This is a genomic window from Streptomyces sp. NBC_01717 (assembly GCF_036248255.1).
GTDB lineage: Bacteria > Actinomycetota > Actinomycetes > Streptomycetales > Streptomycetaceae > Streptomyces.
Genome location: NZ_CP109178.1, coordinates 1,882,640 through 1,901,176, shown reverse-complemented (window position 1 = coordinate 1,901,176; position 18,537 = coordinate 1,882,640). Strand labels below are relative to the sequence as shown.

At 67.6% G+C, this 18,537-nt stretch carries 16 protein-coding genes and 2 pseudogenes; 12 read left to right on the top strand and 6 right to left on the bottom strand.

Translation table 11 applies throughout. From position 1 onward, the window contains the following. Positions 1–47: 47 nt before the first annotated feature. Positions 48–368: pseudogene (locus tag OHB49_RS08725) on the top strand (sigma factor); the annotation flags it as partial. Positions 369–1,348: 980 nt separating this feature from the next. Here the strand turns inward: OHB49_RS08725 and OHB49_RS08720 are convergent. The 3 genes from OHB49_RS08720 to OHB49_RS08710 all read right to left on the bottom strand — a co-directional run bounded on the left by OHB49_RS08720 (position 1,349) and on the right by OHB49_RS08710 (position 3,225). After that, a complete protein-coding gene (locus tag OHB49_RS08720; RefSeq protein WP_078852701.1) occupies positions 1,349–1,576 on the bottom strand; it encodes a DUF397 domain-containing protein in 228 nt (75 codons plus the stop codon). Positions 1,577–1,971: 395 nt separating this feature from the next. After that, on the bottom strand, positions 1,972–2,469 hold the full coding sequence (locus OHB49_RS08715) for a hypothetical protein (protein ID WP_234432839.1): 498 nt from the start codon (positions 2,467–2,469) through the stop codon (positions 1,972–1,974). A 9-nt stretch (positions 2,470–2,478) separates the two neighbouring features. After that, the gene (locus tag OHB49_RS08710; RefSeq protein WP_329159256.1) at positions 2,479–3,225 is read right to left on the bottom strand and encodes an ALF repeat-containing protein; all 747 of its coding nucleotides are present in this window, start codon (positions 3,223–3,225) and stop codon (positions 2,479–2,481) included. 887 nt (positions 3,226–4,112) lie between these two features. Between OHB49_RS08710 and OHB49_RS08705 the strand changes: the two genes are divergently transcribed. The 4 genes from OHB49_RS08705 (at position 4,113) to OHB49_RS08690 (ending at position 6,834) form a co-directional block, all read left to right on the top strand. After that, a complete protein-coding gene (locus OHB49_RS08705; RefSeq protein ID WP_030971824.1) occupies positions 4,113–4,448 on the top strand; it encodes a hypothetical protein in 336 nt (111 codons plus the stop codon). Between the two features lie 429 nt (positions 4,449–4,877). Further along, the gene (locus tag OHB49_RS08700) at positions 4,878–5,210 is read left to right on the top strand and encodes a hypothetical protein (protein WP_329159252.1); all 333 of its coding nucleotides are present in this window, start codon (positions 4,878–4,880) and stop codon (positions 5,208–5,210) included. A 120-nt stretch (positions 5,211–5,330) separates the two neighbouring features. Further along, positions 5,331–5,885, top strand: coding sequence for an SMI1/KNR4 family protein (locus OHB49_RS08695; RefSeq protein ID WP_052189557.1), 555 nt, complete (start codon positions 5,331–5,333; stop codon positions 5,883–5,885). A gap of 499 nt (positions 5,886–6,384) precedes the next feature. Then, entirely contained in the window at positions 6,385–6,834 is a 450-nt protein-coding gene (locus tag OHB49_RS08690) for a hypothetical protein (RefSeq protein WP_329159248.1), read from the top strand. A gap of 194 nt (positions 6,835–7,028) precedes the next feature. Here OHB49_RS08690 and OHB49_RS08685 read toward each other — a convergent pair whose 3' ends face one another. Beyond that, positions 7,029–7,826 (bottom strand): maleylpyruvate isomerase family mycothiol-dependent enzyme, encoded by a 798-nt coding sequence (locus tag OHB49_RS08685; RefSeq protein ID WP_329159246.1) that lies wholly within the window; start codon positions 7,824–7,826, stop codon positions 7,029–7,031. 417 nt (positions 7,827–8,243) lie between these two features. Between OHB49_RS08685 and OHB49_RS08680 the strand changes: the two genes are divergently transcribed. Then, positions 8,244–8,393: a hypothetical protein gene (locus OHB49_RS08680; RefSeq protein WP_329159245.1), complete on the top strand. Its 150-nt coding sequence runs from the start codon at positions 8,244–8,246 to the stop codon at positions 8,391–8,393. 235 nt (positions 8,394–8,628) lie between these two features. Next, complete coding sequence (locus OHB49_RS08675) at positions 8,629–9,465, top strand: class I SAM-dependent methyltransferase (RefSeq protein WP_329159243.1); 837 nt, start codon at positions 8,629–8,631, stop codon at positions 9,463–9,465. A 53-nt stretch (positions 9,466–9,518) separates the two neighbouring features. Here the strand turns inward: OHB49_RS08675 and OHB49_RS45820 are convergent. Further along, positions 9,519–9,629 (bottom strand): annotated as a pseudogene (locus OHB49_RS45820) (transposase); the annotation flags it as partial. A gap of 247 nt (positions 9,630–9,876) precedes the next feature. On the opposite strand from OHB49_RS45820, the gene OHB49_RS08665 reads away from it, so the two are divergent. From OHB49_RS08665 to OHB49_RS08645, 5 genes are all read left to right on the top strand, one after another. Beyond that, positions 9,877–11,361, top strand: a complete 1,485-nt coding sequence (locus OHB49_RS08665) for an aldehyde dehydrogenase family protein (protein ID WP_329159240.1) — start codon at positions 9,877–9,879, stop codon at positions 11,359–11,361. A 21-nt stretch (positions 11,362–11,382) separates the two neighbouring features. After that, positions 11,383–12,909 (top strand): GMC family oxidoreductase, encoded by a 1,527-nt coding sequence (locus tag OHB49_RS08660; protein WP_030971838.1) that lies wholly within the window; start codon positions 11,383–11,385, stop codon positions 12,907–12,909. Continuing rightward, entirely contained in the window at positions 12,909–13,958 is a 1,050-nt protein-coding gene (locus tag OHB49_RS08655) for a quaternary amine ABC transporter ATP-binding protein (RefSeq protein ID WP_329159239.1), read from the top strand. The genes OHB49_RS08660 and OHB49_RS08655 overlap by 1 nt, the downstream gene beginning before the upstream one ends. Before the next feature lie 112 nt (positions 13,959–14,070). Next, positions 14,071–16,032 (top strand): ABC transporter permease, encoded by a 1,962-nt coding sequence (locus OHB49_RS08650; protein WP_329159238.1) that lies wholly within the window; start codon positions 14,071–14,073, stop codon positions 16,030–16,032. Between the two features lies 1 nt (position 16,033). Next, positions 16,034–16,999, top strand: coding sequence for an ABC transporter substrate-binding protein (locus OHB49_RS08645; protein WP_329159237.1), 966 nt, complete (start codon positions 16,034–16,036; stop codon positions 16,997–16,999). A gap of 368 nt (positions 17,000–17,367) precedes the next feature. Here OHB49_RS08645 and OHB49_RS08640 read toward each other — a convergent pair whose 3' ends face one another. Continuing rightward, positions 17,368–17,877 carry a hypothetical protein gene (locus tag OHB49_RS08640; protein ID WP_329159236.1) on the bottom strand — a complete coding sequence of 170 codons (510 nt, stop codon included), beginning with the start codon at positions 17,875–17,877 and terminating at the stop codon, positions 17,368–17,370. Positions 17,878–18,537: the final 660 nt, after the last annotated feature.

The window sequence follows — 18,537 nt, the reverse complement described above, 5'->3', positions numbered from 1 at the left end:
TTGGGACAGCCCTTAGGAAAATCCCAGAACAACAAGAGAAGGTGACGATGGATGCCGAGGGCCAGGAAAACTTCCGGGAGTTCGTGGAGAACAGGTCGAGCGCGCTGCTGAAGACCGCCGTCTTGCTCAACGGCGGCGACCGGCACGCGGCCGAGGACCTGCTGCAGAACGCACTGATCAAGGCCGCGGGACGCTGGCACCGCATCGACGAGCCCGAGGCGTACGTACGGCAGATCCTCCACCGGCAGCAGGTGAACCGCTGGCGGCTGAAGTGGCCGCGCCGCGAACTGAGCGTCCCCGAGCCGCTGGAGAGCCCCGCGCGCCAGGGCGCCGACGACGGGCCTGGCGCGGCCGACCTGCGCATCGTCACGGACGACCGCGCTGTCGCCGTCCGCACCTACCGGCTCCTCGACCAGAAGACCGGCAAGTACGTGAAGACGACCAAGTGGTCCTTCATCGACGTCGCTCCAGGCATGCGGACCGCCGCCGTCCTGGAAAAGGACCTGCCCGCCAAGCGGATCGGCCTGCTCAACCTGCTCACCGGCGAGGTCGAGCGCTGGATCCCGGTCGACCGCGGCGTCGCGGGGGTCGAGTTCTCACCCGACGGCAGCAAGCTCGTCGCGACGACGTACAGCACGAACCCCGACCTGCGGTACAAGGCGGACTACGACAGCAACGGCGACGGCAAGAAGAACGACTGGATGCCGCAGTACGGTCAGTCGAACCGGACCGGCTTCTATGTCATCGACATGGAAGCCGGCAAAGGCTCCTGGAGCGAGGCCACGTACAACAGCGACGACCTCAACGTCCGCCAGGACTTCGCCTTCAGCCACGACGGCAAGCTGGTCTACTCCGGACTCACGACGGATCCCACCATGCAGTACTACGACTTCGAGGGCAACGAGGTCTCCAAGCCCGTGAATGAGGAGTACGTGCACTGGTTCAACGACGCGGGGCTGTCCCCGGACGGCAAGCTCGTCGCGGGCGACTACGCGGGCGACTACAAGAAGTCCGCATCCGAGCTCCTGACGCTTTCCCAGGGGTTCCGGAACGCGCCCTCGCCACAGCAGTGAGCTTCGCCGAATGGCTCTACCGCTAACTGATCGGCGAAGACATGGCCGGCCCCAACAGCTCCGCTTTCTACCCAGGTCCGGTGGAACTGCAGCACCTTCCAATGTCCGCCGACGAACGCCCCGAGCATTGGTGCGGCCCAGACCGCAACAAGGTGCGGTCTGGGCCGTGGTATGTGATTCGCCAACCTCGGCGGCAGGAATCGGCAGTCCGAAACGAGATGACCTCTTAGAAGGCGCTGGCGCTTCGACTGATCGGTCCCTGGCTGGGAGATGTTCTAACCGAACTCACCCTGGCGCACACCATCTCTGAAGGCTGCCCATTCTTCTGCAGTGAACCGCAGAGGCGGCAGGTCTCGATGGTTCGAGTCACGGACGGCAACAGCTCCGCCACCAAGCTCCGCCACCTCGACGCAGGTGTCCCGGTAGGGGAGGGTCTTGCTGCTCTTGACCCAGCGTGCTTGGCTCAGGTCAAGCGCGTACAGTTCAGCCTTTCTCGCTTGCATGAGATGCTCCGTTCGGGGCCGGGTGATGTGTTCTCTATCCACCTTCACCCTTTCGCTTCAGCCCTGCAAACGGCGAGACAAATACCGTTGATCTCGACGACTGGCAAGGCCGGCCAGCGGTCGGTGCGCCTCTCCCCTGCACGCTTGTCCGCTGCTGTGCGTCGGCGTTGTCACGCATTTGGACACTCACCGCCGTCCGGCTGCTCGGCTTTGCCTGCCGCCGCTGCAAGGCCACCGGCAAGCGCATACGCGTCGGCCGCCACTTCTGCAACGTCGCAGTCCGCCTCCACCGAGACGGCACCCGGTAGGGCTTGCGGGTAGTCGGGCTGCCGCGTTGCCCCCGCTCTGGCGACGACAGTGCAAGGTGGCCGATCAGCCTGGCGACAAGGCGCGTATCAGTTGGCCCCGTGTCGCCCGGCGGCATGACAGATCTCGTGCACGGCGCCCGGCTGCTCCAGCAGCATCGTCCCGACCTCGCGCTCCTCATGGTGGATGCGCAGTCGCGGACCGTCGGCGATCACGCGCAGCTCCGGCCACGGGTGACGCCACAGCAGGGCGGAGCGCTCCCACATCTGCATGCCGCGGGTGGTCACGCGGAGTTGGTACTGCGGGCCCTCATGGGCTGCGGGCGGGGTGTGTTCGGTGTAGGGGGGCCGGACGGTGTAGGTGCCGAGCATCTTCTCCCCGGGCTCCAGGACCTCGTTGCGGATGCCGCGTCGGCGGCCGATCTGCGCCCCGGTCCAACCGGCGAGCCCCGCCGTCAGCAAGGCCACGGCCACCACCGCCCACCACGGCAGATCAGCCCTGGCCCCGTAGCTGACGACCGCCACCACCGCGGGCAGTGCCGTCACGACAGCGCCGGACAGCCCGGCACGCCGGACACGCCAATCCATGGCTGCGGTCTAGCCGTCCACCTTGTACTGCCCGACCTCCAGGAAGTACCGCAGCTCCTCTGGCGTACCTTCGATGGCCTCCTCGGCAGCCGCGCGGAGGGCGTCGCTGATGGTCGGGTCGGCCAGTATGCGGAAGATGGCGACGCTGTCGTCCTCGGCCTGGGCAAGGCGGTAGCCGGTCTCCAGGAAGGCGCGCAGGGCCTCCGGGCTGCCGTCGTCGAGGGCTTTGCCGGCCTCGCGCACGACCGCCTTGTCGCCCTTCTGTTGCGCCAGGCCCAGAATGCGGACGACGGCGACGCTGTCGTCCTCGGCCTGGGCGATGCGGTAGCCGGTCTCCAGGAAGGCGCGCAGGGCCTCCGGGCTGCCGTCGTCGAGGGCTTTGCCGGCCTCGCGCACGACCGCCTTGTCGCCCTTCTGTTGCGCCAGGCCCAGAATGCGGACGACAGCGACACTGTCGTCCTCGGCCTGGGCAAGGCGGTAGCCGGTCTCCAGGAAGTTCCGCATGTCCTCCGCCGTGCCGTCGAGGGCCTTGTTGGCCTCTCGGACGACCGCCGTACCGCTGTCCTCGTCTGCCAGGATGCGCAGGATCGCGATACGGAGTTCCTCCTCCGGCATCTCGTCCAACGGCGTCTCGGACGTGGCCGTCACGGTCGTCGACATGGCCGTCGAGCCCGTGGCGAACGCCGGGGTGGCGAAGAGGAGGGCCGGCGTCAGGGCGGTGGCCGCGACGATCAGGGCAGCGCGGGTCGGTCTCATGGGTGATGCCTCCGTGGTCGAGCTGTCGGTGGGAAGATCCTCGCCGCTGTTGGCCACCGACGTCATTGCCGGGAATAGGCAGTCTTCGTCGACTGTCGTTGCCGTCCGCATACCCGGTCAGCCCCGTGCCGGGCCGGTCAGCTCCCAACGACCTTCGCCTGCCAAGCCGATCCCGAACCTACGCATCGCTGGAGCCTCCGGTAGGTCGTCGAGTGATTGGGATCGGGTGCCTTTGATTTCGTGGCTCCAACGAGAACGGTCGGAGGTGGCGCCCCGCCGGCACGGCCATTGCGGTCTGACCGCATCCTCATCAGGTCGATCACGGCTCAGCTCTCGGCCTCCGTGCGGGTGAATATGTGGAAGCGGCCGATCGGGTTGAAGCCACGGCGGATGTACCAGTTGTGTGGCCAATCGTCAGGGTCGTCCCTTGGAGTGACCGCGACAGACCGCCGCTCGCCAGTTGTTCTGGCACACGTATGGCACGGCCGCTCAGCTCTATCTGGATCGGTCAGCGACCAGCCATACTGGCCGCTTCGAGGCCCCAGAGGGACGCTGTCGGGCGGTGTCGGTTGTTGTGGTTGCGGTACTGCGTTGCTGTACCGGGCGCCGTCACTGTTCAAGCCACTCGACGTGCATCGCATCTCGGAGCCGGCGGGTGTGGTGCAGCCGCGATCAAGTATTGGGTTGGGGGGGATTTGGGAGCGAAGACGGATCTGCCTGTGTACTCCGTCGGCGACGTGCCGGACCAATTGCGACGGGTGGGGCCGGCGGACCTGGCGCGGACGACAGGTGAGAGCTGTACTCGTCGTCGCCGTGTGGCGGCTGTTTCGGCCCGTGCGCGGCTCGTCGTGGTAGCGGCCACGACCTTGCTGGCTGGAGGTTGCGGCATGCTGGACGATCCGGTCAAGGACCGCTGGGAGTCCAGAACTGAGTTTTCAAGCTGTGGCGAGGTGAGCTTGGCTCAGGGTGAGGAGATGCAGAAGCAGGCGGTTCGGGAAATCGCCTGCCTCCGGCGGTCCCTCAAGAGCGGTAAGGGCGCAGAACTGAAGGTGGCTTCTCCCACAATGGAGGGTGACCCCATTCGCGAGTACTACCGCTTGACGCCGCAAGCCACACTTGAGGTGTACACCGACAGCACGGTCGACCGCTACTCGGACCAGAAGTGGTCGTTCGTTGAGTGCTACACCCCGGAATGGTTGGCTGAGATTTCCTGCGATCAATAACTCGGCCAACGCGATGAGGTCGTCTATGGCCTCCTGGCAATCGACTGGAGCCCCCAATGGGGTAGCCATGAGCCCGAGGTGCGCTCAGTAGCCGAAGAAGTGACATGCCGGGTCTCCGACCTGCGGTCACATCATCGATTGACGCCGTGACCTGCTGCTGAGCTGTCGGCAGTTGTCAGCGTTGGTCACCGTTGAGCGCCCTTCCACGGCCCCGAGACGGCCCCAGGAGGGCGCTCCGTGGTGTGATGACATCCGCTTGAGGAGTTCGATCCGAGCCCGCTCCGGCTGCAACCGCTAGCTGACACGATGGCTGGACAAGAACGCTGGGGTGCGTCTCCGTCCGGCGCGGTTGATGTCAACGGTGGATGTCAGAGACGATCGACCTCTCCCCGGCGGGGAGCAAGAAAGATTTGAAGGTGCATCTGCCCGGTGAACGACCACGACATCTTCCGTGAGTTGATCGAGGAGGGCCTGGACGACTGGGTTCCGGTTGACCAGCTCCTCGGTCTGGCCGAGGACATTGCAGAGGACCGGGGCGCCGAGTTCCGCGGCGTCGCGGTCGAGTTGCTGACGCTGCTGCTGAGCAGCGGGCTCATGGACGTCGGCGACCTGGGCGAGAGTGGGTTCGAGCCCTGGCCGGAGAGCGGCGACGAACTCCTGGCCAAGGCGGTTGCGGTGCTCGACGGCTTCGACTGGTTCCCTCAGCTCGGTGCGTACTGGCTAGCGAACACGCCGAAGGGCGACGCCGTGGCCTCGGGTTAGGTGGGCGAGAATCACCGCTTTGGGCCGTGTATCGAAAGTGGATCTTGAGTGACGGATGGGGGCGATTCGCTGCCGGGCCGTAGGGTGCGCCGCGAGGTAGACGTTCAGAGAGGAATGGCCATGGGGGACGTGCAGCTGGCGTGGCAGCGACTGGTGGACTGGCTGGAGACGAATGCACCGACGACTGCATCGTCGGTTCTCGCTCCCGCTCCGCCGGCAGCGATCACTGCGGCAGAGAAGCGCATGGGCGTCGTTTTCCCGGTCGACCTTCGGACGTGGCTCCTGGCCTCCGGGGCCGACAACGGCCCTGTTGGTGTCACGGAGGGGGTCGTGCCCGGCAACAACCGCGATTTGCTGGGACTCGCGGCCATGGAGCGGACGTACCACTTCAAGATGGAGATCGAGCGCGACGACCCGTCCCCCGATCCGGACTTTCCCTTCTGGCATGAGCAGTGGATTCCGATCATCTCGGACGATGATAGTTGTTACGGCAAGTTCCTGGATGCGCGTAGCGGTCAGATCGGTTCATTCGGCGATGGAGATGAGCCATCTTTCGGAGTTCACGAGTCACTGACCGCTCTGTTCAGCGAGATGGTCGCCCTCATGGCGCAGATTTCCGCGGGGGAGCAGCGCGCTGCTGGACGTGTTCAAGACGGCAGGCTCATCTGGGACTGATGATCGGCGTACGCACGTAGGCCCACGGTGCCGACCGACATCTCCCACCGTGATTTGAACCTTCGCCGCACCGTTCGAGATCCACTTCCGATACGCGCCCTAGGAGCGAGGTGGGGCGAGTTGGGGTCTGACCTGCGGGATGCTGACTTCGGCGGCTGCTGGGTGCAGCCTCCGTCAGCAGCCGCTGTTCCCCGTGAGTCCCCGCCCGATCTGGCGCGGTTGTGGCACGGGACCTTCTGATCCATAGCTCTAGCCGGAGCATCGGGACTTGGCACTTGAGGTCGAGCACGCTCGTACGGTCATCGAGCGCGGAGCAGTAAGCGGCGGGCCGCGCGTCTCGGGGTGGCTCGTCCAACGGCTCACGCAGCTGAGCAGCGACCGCCTCCTGATGGAAATGAGCCCACCGGTACCCGCACCGACTACGCGCCACCTATGGGCGTTTTCGATCCGGGGCCTACAGGACGGGGACTCCGAGGTTGGTCAGCGGCACAATGAGCCCGTGAGCGAACAAGGCGGGGATGCGGTCGTAGTGTGGCGGGTGCACCCGAGCCGGATGGTCTGGGCAGGGGTGTTGTGGACGCTGGTCATGCTGTCAGTGGTCGGAGCTTGGCTGGCTTGGTTGGTGGGTCCGACAGAGGTGCGGGCAGTGCGCGCCGCTGTGGCAGCAGGGATCATCGCGGCGGTGTCACTGATCTGGTGGCTGGTGCTTCTTCGGCCACGAGTGGAACTACGCGACGAGGTGGTGGTGATCGTCAATCCGCTGGCCACGTACCGATTGCACCGGGAGGACATCGTCGCAGTTACCGACGGCCTGCATGGCGCAGAGTTCCACCGCAGGGACGGGTTCAAGATCCACGCTGTCGCCTTGGGTGACGCGTCTGCTGGCATCAGGCGTGGCCGGCTCGCCGAAGTCCAGAAGGCGCTCGCTCTGGCCGACCGTAGGACTTGAACCTGTGGCCTCATCCTTATCAGGTCGATCACGGGGGTCTGTCAACGTCGGCCAACGGCCCTTGCGCCTTGGTCGATCGTTCACTGAGGTCCGGCGCTGACCGCTGCGGTTCGTGCTTGTTGGTGTCAGCCGCTGGTGTCAGACGCCGCATGCAGTCTTGACAAGGCTTACTTCGCCGCTCTACAGCACCCGTCCTACTCCTCCGGGTCCCACGCGCGGAGCAGGTCGAACAAACCTGCGTCTCCCTCGATCTGCAGGGAGTCCGCCGGGATACGGTCGTACACGAAGAGAACCAGCTCACTGGCCGTGCCGCGAACGGAGACGCCAGCCGCGTTCGGGCCCTCGTCGGCAGCGGCGACAGGCGTCGTGCCGGGCGCGGAGATACGGGTGGAGCGTGCGCCGTCGCCGTCGACCGTGAGGCGCCAGGAGTGGCTCTCGGTGGCGTGGAAGTCGAAGGCAGTGGGCTTGTGCGGCCAGGCACTCGTCGTTGCGACGCAGGTGGACAGGAACTCCTCGACACCGTCGAGTGCCACCTCATCCGGCAGCGGCTCCGGGGCACCCACAGTGACCTGGGCGTCGTAGGTGTGCACCGCGATCTGCTGGAGCTGGTGCCGGGCGACGGCGCCACAGGTCTGCGGCGACTGGGACGCACCCCACCACGTCCAGCAACCGCGATCCGGGCCGGCCTTCCGCAATGCGTCCAGCAGTTGCTCCGTGGACTCCGCCAACCAGGCCAGCAGGGCCTCGCGCTCCCGAGGCGCAGCCGGGGCGCCCTCCGCTGCGGACTTGGCCGGAGCAGGCCCTGCGGCGACGGTGGCGGCCCAGGCGCGGCGCCCCTCGCCGATGTGCTGCGCCAGATCGAACAGCGTCCACTCGGGGCAGGTCGGCACCTGTACGTCGAGGCTGGGCGCGGAGGCGACCGCGGCGCGGAAGGCAGTCGACCGTTCGTCGATCAGTCGCAACAGAACGGGGAACGTAAGTGTCGTTGTCACATGGACTCTCTATCACCGTGTTCCGACAATCGGACAGTGATTTTCACAGCGGAGGCAACGAGCGCGCGGCACGGGCCGGGCGCCCTCAGATGACGCCGTGTCCACATTCTGAAACGATCAGTGAGTCACGCAACGCGGCACCGGCAAGGCCTCATTAGCCGCTCTTACCGTGCCCAATTTGAGGTTTCCGATTGACTCGCGGGTCTGGCTCCGACAGGAGCCACAACTGTCCCTGCTGCCATCCCGTCCGCCTTCGGCCCACACATCGTGGAGCGGGCGTGGTTCAGGGCGTCAAGGTGGAGCGCGCCACTGTACGAACGACTGTGAGGATTGGTCATGGCACCGCTCGGCGGCCTGACCCACCGAACGATTGACGCTGACAGGTTTGAAGTTCCTGCCGGATGGACCCGCCTTCGCGTGTCCCGGAGCAACTTGGGTCCGGTTACCGAGGTCGATGTCGACTCCGACGAGAGCCCCGAGACCACCGAGAGGGTCCGCATTCAGGTGTGGCCGGCACCCGAGGCTGAGCCCAAGGTCATCAAGCGGTGGATGCAGTTCACCGGGTAGGTGCTCACTTACGAACGGTTTTTGCTGGCCCCACCCCCTCGATTGGGTGACGTTTTCTGGCTGTCCTGGGCTCGAGTGAGCACGGTAGTGAAGGGGGCGGCCGGGACCGGTAGCGTTGGTTCCCGGAGCCCGCTCGATCGTTTCCCCCGACAGGAATGCGAACGGGCGGGCGCCTTATGTCGGTGCCCGCCTGGGCAGTTGGGGGAGCCGGTGGGGGCTTTGCCACACTGCAGGCATGAATGGAAAGCCGCTTGATGATGAGCTCGCCGCGAACCGTGCCCTCTGGGATGCCCGCGCCCGGGCACACGGCACGACCCCCAACGACAAGTACTACGACGTCGATTCGTTCCTGGCCGGCCGGCAGACGCTCTACGGAATCGAGCTGGAGCTGGCCGGTGATGTGACCGGCCAGGATGTGCTACATCTGCAGTGCCACTTCGGCATGGACACACTCAACTGGGCCCGGCTGGGCGCGAGGGTCACCGGTGTCGATTTCTCGTCGACGGCGATCGTCCGGGCACGCGAGCTTGCCGAGCGGGCTGGGCTGACCGCCGATTTCGTCGAGGCGGACACACAGAACCTGCCGTCCGACCTTGCGGACAGGTTTGACCTGGTGATCGCTACCTACGGGGTGATGTGCTGGATCGGAGACCTCGATGCGTGGATGCATGGTGCGGCAATGGCGCTGCGGCCCGGCGGCAGGCTGGTGCTGGTCGACCTGCACCCGGCGTTCCAGACACTGGCCAGCTACGAACCGCTCGTGGCCGACTGGCCCTACGGCGGCGGTCAACCCCAGCGTGAAGCCGTAACGGGCACGTATGCAGATCCGGACCTGCCGATGGCATCGCAAGAGGTGGTCCAGTACCCGCATTCGGTGGGCGAGATCGTGACGGCGGCCGCCGGCGCAGGGCTGATTGTGGACCGGCTCGGCGAGCACACCGAGGCCGACTTCAACGGACGCCGTATCCTACCCAAGGGACCCGACGGTAACTACCGGTTCCCGTTCGGCGACACATATCTCCCGATCCTCTACTCGCTGCGAGCGGTGTCACCTCAAACGACCGCAGGGTAACTGCTCGCCCCAGCCCTCACAGACAGAACGTCCCCATACACACCTGTCACTCAGTGGGCGGCCAGGTGGCCGGCGGTCGGGAAAGTGCTGCCGTCACCGACCTCGATCAGGATGCGGGCTCCGATCCTCACGCCGAATCCCGGCATCGAGGCCAGGACCTTGGAAGGACCGGGTGACGTTTCCCGCCGAGGAGCCGCCTCGGGCCGGAACTCCGCGCATCGTGCCGACCGGCCCGACCCTGCCGCCTGGCGTGGGGATCGCATGCGGAGTGCCTCCGCAGCAGCGCACACGCGTGAGCCGAGTCACTTTCGGTCAATCGTTGCGCATGGCTTTCACCTTCCGGGGAAGAGGACCAGATCACTGGGATGCCCCCTTATCAGACAAACCAGCTCAAGAAGGTCGAGGATCGACGTGTCTGTACAAAAGACCATCCACGTGGGTGGGGAGTGGCGAGAAGCCGCCTCCGGCGCCACGCGCGAGATTCTCGACCCTGTCGACGCGACGGCGTTCGCCGTCGTCGCGGAGGGTGGCGTCGCGGACACGGACGCCGCCGTCGCCGCAGCCAGGGCGGCCTTCGACCAGGGGCCCTGGCCGCACACGCCCGTCGCGGAGCGGGCCGCACTGCTCAGACGGGTGGCCGACCTGCTGGAGCGCGACCGGGAGGAGATCGGCGCTCTGGAGTGCCGGGACGCCGGTAAGACACTCGAAGAGGGACGCGTCGACGTGGACTGCGTGCGCGACGCCTTCCGCTACTTCGCCGACCTCGTCATGAACGAGAGCGGCGGACGCGTCGTCGACGCCGGATCCGACGAGATTCACAGCGTCGTCGTGCACGAGCCCGTCGGAGTCTGCGGACTCATCACGCCGTGGAACTACCCGCTGCTCCAAGCCAGTTGGAAGATCGCGCCCGCACTTGCCGCGGGCAACACCTTTGTGATCAAGCCCAGTGAGATCACGCCGCTGACCACCGTCGCCCTCGTCGCGCTGCTCGTCGAGGCCGGACTGCCCGCAGGTGTGGCCAACATCGTCACCGGTGCCGGTGCCGCCGTCGGTGCCCGGATCGCCGACCACCCCGACGTCGATCTCGTCTCCTTCACCGGCGGACTCGCCAGCGGTACGAAGGTGATGCGGGCCGCCGCGGACACCGTCAAGAAGGTCGCGCTCGAACTCGGCGGCAAGAACCCCAACGTGGTGTTCGCGGACGCGTGCGCCACCGACGAGGGCTTCGACACCGCCGTCGACCAGGCACTGAACGCTGCCTTCATCCACAGCGGGCAGGTCTGCTCGGCCGGTTCACGGCTGATCATCGAGGAGTTGGTCCGCGACCGCTTCGTCACCGAACTCGCCCGGCGCGCCGCGAGGATCCGTATCGGCCGCGGCACCGACGACGGTGTCGAATGCGGTCCTCTCGTCTCCGAGCAGCAGCTCGTCAGGACCGAGGAGTTCGTGGCCTCCGCGCTGAAGGAAGGTGCGGTGCTGCGGGCCGGTGGCGAGCGTCCCGAAGGCCCCGGGTACTTCTACCGGCCCACGGTTCTGGACCACTGCGACCGATCCATGCGTGTCGTGCGCGAGGAGATCTTCGGGCCGGTCCTGACCGTCGAGACCTTCCGTACCGAGGACGAGGCCGTCGCCCTCGCGAACGACACCGAGTACGGACTCGCCGGCGCCGTGTGGACTGCGGACGCGGGCCGCGGACGCCGGGTCGCGGGCCGGCTGCGCCACGGCACCGTCTGGATCAACGACTTCCACCCCTACCTGCCGCAGGCGGAGTGGGGCGGCTTCGGGAAGTCGGGCATCGGCCGGGAGCTGGGCCCGACGGGCCTGGCCGAGTACCGCGAGGCCAAGCACATCTACCAAAACCTCGCCCCGCGCCCCGTGCGCTGGTTCGCGGGCTGAACGGGAGCAGAGGTGAAGCACATGACCGATTACGACTACGTCATCGTCGGGGGCGGCACCGCAGGTTCGGTGATCGCCTCCCGGCTCACCGAGAACCCGGACATCACCGTTGCCCTCATCGAGGGTGGACCGAGCGACGTGGGTCGGGACGACGTCCTGACCCTGCGCCGCTGGATGGGCCTCCTCGGCGGTGAGCTGGACTACGACTACCCCACCACCGAGCAGCCCCGCGGCAACTCGAACATCCGCCACAGCCGGGCCCGGGTCCTCGGCGGCTGTTCGTCCCACAACACCCTCATCGCCTTCAAGCCGCTGCCGTCCGACTGGGACGAGTGGGCCGAGGCGGGCGCGGCCGGCTGGGACGCGGCGTCGATGGACCCGTACTTCCACAAGCTGCGCAACAACATCGTCCCCGTCGACGAGGCCGACCGGAACGCCATCGCCCGCGACTTCGTCGACGCGGCGCAGACCACACTCGGGGTGCCGCGCGTCGAGGGCTTCAACAAGGAGGCCTTCCGGGACGGTGTCGGCTTCTTCGACCTCGCCTACCATCCCGAGAACAACAAGCGTTCCTCGGCGTCGGTGGCGTATCTGCACCCCTTCCTCGACCGACCGAACCTCCACATCGCCCTGGAGACCTGGGCGTTCCGGCTGGAGCTGGCAGGAACGCGTGCGACCGGCGTGCACGTGCGGACCAAGGACGGTGCGGAGCGGCTCGTGCGGGCGCGGCGAGAAGTGGTGGTGTGTGCCGGTGCGGTGGACACCCCGCGGCTGCTGATGCACTCCGGCATCGGGCACCGCGCGGAGCTGGAGAAGCTCGGCATCCCCGTGGTGCACGACCTGCCGGGTGTCGGTGAGAACCTGCTCGACCATCCCGAGTCCGTCATCGTCTGGGAGACGCACGGGCCGATTCCCGAGAACTCAGCGATGGACAGCGACGCCGGGCTGTTCGTACGGCGGGATCCGAACAGCCAGGGTCCCGACCTGATGTTCCACTTCTACCAGATCCCGTTCACCGACAACCCCGAGCGCCTCGGCTATGAGCGGCCCGCGCACGGCGTGTCGATGACGCCGAACATCCCGAAGCCGAAGAGCCGCGGACGGCTGTACCTGACCAGTCCCGACCCCGAGGTCAAACCCGCACTCGACTTCCGGTACTTCACCGACGAGGACGACTACGACGGCCGCACGCTCGTCGACGGGATCAGGATCGCCCGCGAGATCGCAGCGCAGGAACCGCTGGCCGGCTGGCTGAAGCGCGAGGTCTGCCCGGGGCCCGAGATCACCTCCGACGAGGACATCAGCGAGTACGCGCGCAAGGTCGCGCACACCGTCTACCACCCGGCCGGAACCTGCCGCATGGGCGCGGCCGACGACGAACTCGCCGTCGTCGAACCTGACCTGACGATCCGGGGCCTCGATGGCATCCGGATAGCCGACGCGTCCGTCTTCCCGACGATGACGACCGTCAACCCGATGATCGGCGTGCTGATGGTCGGGGAGAAATGCGCAGATCTGCTCGGTGCCACTACTGGGGGTCATGCCTGATGAACACGCCGCCGCACGTTTTCTCCGTACGCGACCTGTGGAAGGTGTTCGGTCCCAAGGCCGACCGCGTCCCCGGTGATGCCGAACTCGGTGCGCTCACCCCGGCCGAGCTGCGCGAGCGCACCGGCTGCACCGCAGCGGTGCGCGACGTCTCGTTCGACGTCCGCAAGGGCGAGGTGTTCGTCGTCATGGGCCTGTCCGGGTCCGGCAAGTCCACGCTCGTGCGCTGCCTCACCCGGCTCATCGAGCCGACGTCCGGTGAGATCACCATCGACGGCGAGGACGTGCTGTCGATGGACGCCGGCCGGCTGCGCGAACTACGCCGCCACCGCGCCGCCATGGTCTTCCAGCACTTCGGCCTGCTGCCGCATCGCTCGGTGATCGACAACGTGGCCTACGGGCTCGAGATCCAGGGCATGGGCCGCGCGAAGCGGCGCGAGCGGGCGGCCGAGTTCATCGCCAAGGTCGGCCTCGACGGCATGGAGAACCGCCGTCCCGGACAGCTCTCCGGCGGTCAGCAGCAGCGGGTCGGACTTGCGCGTGCGCTCGCCGTCGACCCCGAAGTGCTGCTGTTCGACGAGCCGTTCAGCGCGCTCGACCCGCTGATCCGCCGCGACATGCAGGAGGAAGTCGTACGCCTGCACCGCGAGGAAGGTCGAACGATGGTCTTCATCACCCATGACCTGAACGAGGCGCTCAAGCTCGGCGACCGCATCGCGCTCATGCGCGACGGACAGATCGTGCAGCTGGGCACTCCGGAGGAGATCGTGGGGACGCCGGCCGACGACTACGTACGGGACTTCGTGCGCGACGTACCGCGTGAGCAGGTCCTGACGGTGCAGACAGCCATGCGTCCCGCCGACGGAGAGGAGAGCATCTCGGGCCCGGCACTTGCACCCGGTACCACGGTCTCCGATGCGATCGAGGCAGTCGTCCGCACCGGCAGGACCGCACGCGTGGTCGACGACGGCCGCTGCCTGGGCGTGGTCGACCACGCCTGCCTGCTCGGCGTCGTAGCCGGGATACCGGCCGTGAAGGAGGCCGCGTGATGCATGTGAGTACCTGCTCGGCTCCGCCGGGCCATACGTCAGCTGACCCGTCCGCGCCAGAATGCCGGGCCGCCGCGCGGGCCTCCTGGCTCACGAGCGGGGGGTGGCCGCGATGACCGCCACTGTCACCACTCCGCGTACCACCGGGCTGGACGCCTCCACACCGGCTTCCTCCTTCGCGCGGCACCGCACCGGCGTCGTGCTGGTCGGCGCCCTCGCACTGCTGATACTCGGCGCCTTCCTCATCGGCGGCGGGACATGGCCCGGGAGCCTGACCGTCGATCTGACCGGTCCGCTCGGGCACGTCAGCGACTGGATCATCGACAACCGCGACACCCACCCGCTGTTCCTCTACTTCTTCGGGCACATCAGCAACGCCGTCGTGCTGTCCGTACGCGGCGTCTACCTGGTCCTGCTCGCCGCCGGCTGGGCCGGTGTCACGGTCGCCGCCGGTCTGATCGCCTGGCGGGTCGCCGGCGTCCGGCTCGCACTCACCGCCGTCGCCGCGTTCATCCTCTGCGCACTGCTCGGCATGTGGGTGCCCACGATGCAGACCCTCGCGCTGATGGTCGTCGCCGTCCTGGCCTCCGTGATCCTCGGAGCACTGCTCGGCCTGGCCGCCGGTCTGTCCGACCGGGTGTTCCGCTCTCTGCGCCCGGTACTCGACACCATGCAGGTCATGCCGGCCTTCGCGTACCTGCTGCCGGTGGTGCTGGTCTTCGGCATCGGTGTGCCTGCCGCCGTCCTGGCGACCGTCATCTACGCGGCACCTCCGATGGCCCGGCTGACCGCGCTCGGACTGCGCGACGCCGACGCCGGCGTCATGGAGGCCGCGGCCTCGCTCGGCGCGACGGGACGGCAGCGGCTCCTCACCGCCCGGCTTCCGCTCGCCCGCAAGGAACTGCTGCTCGGCCTCAACCAGACGATCATGATGGCCCTGTCGATGGCCGTCATCGCCTCCGTGATCGGCGCGGGCGGCCTCGGTGACCGCGTCTACCAGGCCCTCGCCTCCGTCGACGTCGGCGCCGCGCTCGCCGCCGGCATTCCGATCGTGCTGCTCGCCGTCGTCCTCGACCGGGTCACCGCCGCAGCCGGCACCCGCATCGGCACCACCGCCCCGCAGGCCGGGCCCGCCTGGTCCGGCTGGGCCGTCGTGGTGGCCGGCACTGTCGGCGCCGCCGTCGTGGCACGGCTCGCCTCCAAGCCGACCTGGCCCGACGCCTGGACCGTCGGCATCGCCGAGCCGGTCAATGAGGCCGTCGGCTGGATGACCGACCACCTCTACTCCGGCGTGCCCGTCATCGGCGGCACGGCGGACTGGGCCGCCCACTTCACCACCTGGATCCTCGATCCGGTACGCGACGGGCTCCAGTGGCTGCCCTGGTGGGCACTGCTCCTGCTGGTCGCCGTACTCGCCATGGTGATCGGCACCTGGCGCACCACGCTGACCGCCGTCCTCGCGATGGCCGCGATCGGCGTGCTCGGCGTCTGGGACCCGGCGCTCAACACGCTCTCCCAGGTGCTGGCCGGCGTCGCCGTCACCCTGGTGATCGGTTTCGCCGTCGGCATCGCCGCTTCCCGGAGCGAGCGGGTGGAACGCCTGCTGCGTCCGGTGCTCGACGTGTTCCAGACGATGCCGCAGTTCGTCTACCTCATCCCTGTGGTCGCTCTGTTCGGCGTCGGCCGCGCACCGGCGGTGGCCGCCGCCGTCATCTACGCGCTGCCCGCCGTCGTCCGCATCACCACGCAGGGAATGAACAGCGTCGACCCCGTCGTCATGGAGTCCTCTCGTTCGCTCGGTGCCACCGGGATGCAGCAGCTGCGCAAGGTCCAGCTGCCGTTGGCCCGCCCGGCACTGCTGCTCGCCGTCAACCAGGGAGTCGTCCTCGTACTCGCCGTGGTCGTGATCGGCGGTCTCGTCGGCGGAGGTGCTCTCGGCTACGACGTCGTGTTCGGCCTCGCCCAGGGCGACCTCGCGACCGGTCTGGTCGCAGGTGCCGCGATCGTCTGCCTCGGCCTGATGCTCGACCGTGTCACGCAGCCGACACAGCGCCGCACCGAAAAGGGGGCCTGACATGGCTCGTCTGCGCACACCTCTGATCGCGCTCGTCTGCGCCGCCGGTCTGGTAGCCGTTGCCGGCTGCGGGGCGGCGGACATGACGCGCCAGCCCTCTCCGTTCGCCAACGCGCAGGGCGCCAAGACCGTGACGCTCTCGGTCCAGTCATGGGTCGGCGCCCAGGCGAACACCGCCGTGGCCCAATACCTTCTCGAACACGAGCTGGGCTACCGCGTCGACACCGTTCAGATCGACGAGGTGCCCGCCTGGGACGCCCTCAGCCAAGGCCGGGTGGACGCCATCCTGGAGGACTGGGGCCATCCGGACCAGGAGGCCCGGTACGTCAAGGACAAGAAGACGATCACGCCCGGCGGGGACCTCGGCGTCACCGGCCACATCGGCTGGTACGTCCCCACGTACTTCGCCAAGGCGCACCCCGACGTCACCGACTGGAAGAACCTCAACAAGTACGCCGACCGGTTCCGCACCGCCGAGAGCGGCGGCAAGGGCCAGTTGCTGGACGGCTCTCCGTCGTACGTCACCAACGACAAGGCGCTCGTGAAGAACCTCGGCCTGGACTATCAGGTCGTGTTCTCGGGCTCCGAGGCGGCGCAGATCACCCAGATCAAGCAGTTCGCCAAGGAGAAGAAGCCGTTCCTCACCTACTGGTACAAGCCGCAGTGGCTGTTCGAGAAGGTACCGATGACGGAGATCGAACTGCCTCCGTACAAGGACGGTTGCGACGCCGACGCAGAGAAGGTCGAGTGCGCCTATCCGCACACGCCGCTGAAGAAGTACCTCAACGCGCGCTTCGCCGGCAACGGCGGCAAGGCGGCTCAGTTCCTCAAGAACTTCTCCTGGGGCACCGAGGAGCAGAACGAGGTGGCTCTGATGATCGCCGATCAGAAGCTCTCACCTCAGGAGGCGGCAAAGAAGTGGGTCGACAAGAACGAGTCGACGTGGCGCGCCTGGCTGCCCAAGTGATGTCGTTGGGCGGACCGGCAGTCTCCACGACCGTTCGACCCGGTTGAGGGCGGACGTACTTGCCCACGACGGCCAACCGATGTGAGTCGCGGGAGGGCATGTGACGGAACGGCATATGCCCTCCCGCGACCGGAGGCGCCTTTGAGCGTCACGAGGCCTGCGCGGTCTCCGATCCGCGGTCTGCTTCGGGCTTGAGCCGGGGGAGTTGGCGCAGGGCGAGCATGCCGCCGATGCCGGTAGCAACGCCACGACGATGGCGGAGCGATCGCCAGAGGGCGGAACCCCTGAGCCCGGGCCACCTGACGGCCACGTGTCGCAGCAGCTCCAGACCGAGATCACCGAACTGGCTGCGCGCTCCGCCCTCTGCGCTACAGGAGGCAGACGTCCGGCAGCAGTGGCAGGTGGAGGTCGATCACGCCGTCACACTTGTCCGGCTTCTGGGGCGCTGAGGGCTTCGGCGTGGGAGATGGCGGCGTAGTGGCGGGGGAAGCGCCCGGGCCGGGTGCGGTGGTCCCGGGCGGGCCGGGTACCGTCGTCCGGTCCGGGGCCGGGGTGCCTCCGGTGGGCGGCTCGGTCCGGTCCTCGCCGCCGGAGGCGGGCGTGCTGCTGCTCCCAGGTGTGGGCTCCCCCTCGAGGGGGGCCACCGATCCGGGGCCGGAGAACGCCCGCGCGTTGCTGTCGTCATGGGTGACGCCCGTGTCGTCTCCCTCTTCGGCGGGGCTGTGCTCCGTATTTTGACCATCCCCCTTCTTGTCCTGGCGGGCGTCCGGGATGGCGCCCGAGGCAGTGGCGGACGGCGCGGCCGTGGCTGTTTGGGGTGTGCTCCCGCCCGACGTCAGGGCGAGCGCGCCCACGATGGCGACGGTGGCGGCTGTCACCGTGATGGTGGCCGTGCGATGTCCCCTCCAGGCAGACCGGGCTCGGTCGCTGAACGAGGCGAGAAGGGCGGCTGCACCGCCGCTGCGGCCGACCGGCTCCTCCGGGGCGTCAGAGGCAGCTACAGCGGACGTTCGGCCTGGCGGCATTGCTGCAGTCCTCTGTGCGGCTACCTTTGCGCGCAGCTGGGTGATGGTCTCTCGACTTCTCTGGTGCGCCCAGTGGAGGAGGAATACCGCCAGGGCGACGGCCCCCAGGATTCCGGCCAGTACAACATCTGCCACGGCTGCCCCCAAGACACTGATTTGTGACCTTGGGTACATGTTTGTTTTCCCAGGGTAACTTTTTCGGGCATATTCGAATCCGTGACCCGACCGTGACGGGACCACGGCGATCTGCGCATCGAGCAGGCCGGCGCCCACCGCGACGAACTGCGTCGACGACGGATCCTGCCCGTCATCTCCCGCAAGGGATCACCGAACATCAAGGCCGTGGTGCTCGGCTTCGACCGGACCCTTCACAGGATCTGACGCGAGGCCGAGTCCGGCGCAGACCCCGGATCGGCGTCGGCTGCGTACCGGGCGATCGACTTCGAGGACCGTGACGCCTTCGAGGCGCGCTGCTGCGTCCGGTGGGGCGGATCGCTCCGGACGGCAAGGACC

Coding starts and splice junctions, on each gene's coding strand:
- OHB49_RS08675 (WP_329159243.1), top strand. CDS start 8,629: ATGAATGGAAAGCCGCTTGATGATGAGCTCGCCGCGAACCGTGCCCTC.
- OHB49_RS08705 (WP_030971824.1), top strand. CDS start 4,113: ATGCTGGACGATCCGGTCAAGGACCGCTGGGAGTCCAGAACTGAGTTT.
- OHB49_RS08695 (WP_052189557.1), top strand. CDS start 5,331: ATGGGGGACGTGCAGCTGGCGTGGCAGCGACTGGTGGACTGGCTGGAG.
- OHB49_RS08710 (WP_329159256.1), bottom strand. CDS start 3,225: ATGAGACCGACCCGCGCTGCCCTGATCGTCGCGGCCACCGCCCTGACG.
- OHB49_RS08655 (WP_329159239.1), top strand. CDS start 12,909: ATGAACACGCCGCCGCACGTTTTCTCCGTACGCGACCTGTGGAAGGTG.
- OHB49_RS08645 (WP_329159237.1), top strand. CDS start 16,034: ATGGCTCGTCTGCGCACACCTCTGATCGCGCTCGTCTGCGCCGCCGGT.
- OHB49_RS08715 (WP_234432839.1), bottom strand. CDS start 2,469: ATGGATTGGCGTGTCCGGCGTGCCGGGCTGTCCGGCGCTGTCGTGACG.
- OHB49_RS08650 (WP_329159238.1), top strand. CDS start 14,071: ATGACCGCCACTGTCACCACTCCGCGTACCACCGGGCTGGACGCCTCC.
- OHB49_RS08660 (WP_030971838.1), top strand. CDS start 11,383: ATGACCGATTACGACTACGTCATCGTCGGGGGCGGCACCGCAGGTTCG.
- OHB49_RS08720 (WP_078852701.1), bottom strand. CDS start 1,576: ATGCAAGCGAGAAAGGCTGAACTGTACGCGCTTGACCTGAGCCAAGCA.